The organism is Corallococcus sp. CA053C (assembly GCF_003611675.1).
In the GTDB taxonomy this organism is placed as follows: Bacteria; Myxococcota; Myxococcia; order Myxococcales; family Myxococcaceae; genus Corallococcus.
In genome coordinates, this window is sequence record NZ_RAWA01000708.1 from 1 (window position 1) to 2,298 (window position 2,298).

The following is a 2,298-nucleotide window of genomic DNA, read 5'->3' on the forward strand; positions in this document are numbered from 1 at the left end:
CTGGTCCCTCAGCGCCTCCAGCTCCTGCTCGGACGTGCGCTGGTGGCCGAGGAAGGCGAGCAGCACGCCGACGACAGCGGCCGTGTTGAAGAGGGCGAGGAAGGTCTGGAGCCGGGAGGACATCGGGACGCTCGCGAGGGACTGCGGGAAGAAGGAACGGGCCGCGCGAAGGGGAGGAATGAGGACGACGAAACTTCGCGCGGCCGCGCATCAACACGGCACCTTCCGCCGGACGACTTCATCCGGCGGAAGGTGGGGGAAGCGCACGTCAGTCGATGCTGAAGCCGCCGATGACGCCGCCGGGCTGCAGGTTGCAGCGGAAGACGATGGCGGAGTCCTCCCACACGTAGCGGTCGCCCGTGTTGAGGGTCTGCCAGCTCAAGGGGCCGGCCAGCGTGTACGTCGTCGCGCCCAGGTTCGCGCCGTTGCCCACGCCGTTCACGGTGGTCGTCTCACACCAGCTGTTGTTGCCGTAGATGGACACGGACGTCGGGTGCCAGCCGACCGTCCACATCGGCACCGTGGCGGTCACCAGACGCGCCGTCGTGCAGTCGTTGCGCATCGCCGAGTAGCTCTGCACGTTCAGACAGCTCACGTCGCCCGCGAAGGACGCCTTGAACGCGGAGCCCGGGTAGTACTGCCACGCGCTCGCCGTGCCCGCCGTCAGCGCCACCACTCCGAAAGCACACACCTTCGCCAGCGTCTGGAAAGCCTTCATCGTCCTGCTCCCATGAAATGCGGCGGTGATTGGGGCCGCCGGGCTCGCGGTTGCCGCGTGCCACGCCTCCCAGGAGCAAGCGTCATGCCCTCCCTCAGGGCTGACGTGTTTTCAGTTGTTTACGTGCCTTTTTGGCAATCCCTGTTGTGCCGGGAGCAACAGGCCGGTGTTGCCTGCGTGGCTCCAGGGGCAACAGGGCCTCGCGACACGGTGACTACTCCACCAGCACGAGCCGCTGGGTGCGGCCGGCGTGGTAGCCCACCTTGCGCGCGATGCGGGCCATGCTCTCGTCGCGCTCGTCGATGCGCAGCGCGAGCCGGGGCAGCGACGACAGGAGGTGCCGGGAGATCTGCCCCAGGCACAGCGTGGCGTGGCCTTCGCGGCGGCGGTCCGGCGGCGTGTACATGCCCTCCAGCTCCGCGCCGAACTGCGAGCGGCAGCCGATGTCCACCTTGAAGACGAGCGCGCCGTTCTCCTCCAGCACGTAGGTGCGGCGCTGGCGCACGCGCTGGAGGATGCGGGCCTCGTAGTGGGCGGGATCCTCGGTGAGCGGATCGCGCTCCAGGATCTCCCGCACGTAGCCCTGGGCCAGGGGCAGGAGGCGGGGCACGTCCTCCTCGCGGGCCAGGCGCAGGGTGGGGTTGGTGAAGGGGCCCAGGTCGTCCGCGGAGACGCTGAACAGCCGCTGGGTGCGCGACAGGCGCGGCTTGCCGTCACACAGGCTGCGCACGAGCGCGTCCACCGCGGACTTGTCCCCCACGGTGGCGCGCAGCTTCAGGGTCGTGGCGAGCGCGTCCGCGATGACGCCCGTGACGCTGGCGTCGCTGGCGCTGGGCACCACGAGCCCGCCGTCGCCGCCCACGAAGACGGCCGCGGTGAGGACGCCGCTGTCGAAGCGGCCGTGGAAGGAGAAGGCCGCCTCGCGCGCCGGGGCCGCGATGCCGAACTCCTCCAGCAACCCCAGCAGGTAGAGGTTGTGGACGGGGTCCTTCGCCAGCAGCGCGCGCAAGGCGTCCGTGTGGGAAGGCACGAGCTGTTCGACGGTGACGGGCATGCGCGGGGGAAGGGGGCCGAACCTTATGCGCAACCCGACCTCACGGGCCAGCCTCCCCAGGTCTTGGGAGCCCCTGGGACGGCGCGCGGAAGCGGAACGGGTAGACAACCCGGGCCGTCCCCCCCAGCCGGGGTGCGGGGAACCGTGCGTCCAGGAGCGAGTCCAGCACGCACGCCTGCACCATCGGGTCGGGGATGGTGCTGGAGACGAGTTCGCCCCGGTTCATCTTCCCCGCCTCGCCCTCGCCCTCCACGGTGAAGCGCAACTTCACTTCCTGTGTGCCCGGGTTGCGTTGTGCGGCGTCCTCGAAACATTGCTGCACGAGCGGAGTCACCGACTGGAGCGCCAGGCGCAGGTCCTCCGCGTCGATGCGTCCAGAAGAGGACTCCACCCGCGGCTCCACCACCTCCACGCGGCGCGGATCGGGGGCGTCGGGGCCTCCGCGCGAAGGCGGGGCCCGCACCGGGGGAGCGGCGCTCGGAGCAGGTGGCGCGGTCGCGCGGGGCGGCTCGCGAGGGACCTGGGG

At 70.6% G+C, this 2,298-nt stretch carries 3 protein-coding genes; all 3 read right to left on the reverse strand.

Annotation, left to right across the window (positions count from 1 at the left end; genetic code table 11):
* Positions 1–268 precede the first annotated feature (268 nt).
* Positions 269–718 carry a hypothetical protein gene (locus D7V97_RS42405; protein ID WP_120616195.1) on the reverse strand — a complete coding sequence of 150 codons (450 nt, stop codon included), beginning with the start codon at positions 716–718 and terminating at the stop codon, positions 269–271.
* Between the two features lie 214 nt (positions 719–932).
* Positions 933–1,772 (reverse strand): GNAT family N-acetyltransferase, encoded by an 840-nt coding sequence (locus D7V97_RS42410; RefSeq protein WP_120616196.1) that lies wholly within the window; start codon positions 1,770–1,772, stop codon positions 933–935.
* 40 nt (positions 1,773–1,812) lie between these two features.
* Positions 1,813–2,298, reverse strand: a 486-nt coding sequence (locus tag D7V97_RS42415; protein WP_147445238.1) for an AgmX/PglI C-terminal domain-containing protein, incomplete at its 5' end; no start/stop codon positions are given.

What these genes read in the sequence shown, in the direction of transcription:
- D7V97_RS42405 (WP_120616195.1), bottom strand. Translation starts at nt 718, where the DNA reads ATGAAGGCTTTCCAGACGCTGGCGAAGGTGTGTGCTTTCGGAGTGGTG.
- D7V97_RS42410 (WP_120616196.1), bottom strand. Translation starts at nt 1,772, where the DNA reads ATGCCCGTCACCGTCGAACAGCTCGTGCCTTCCCACACGGACGCCTTG.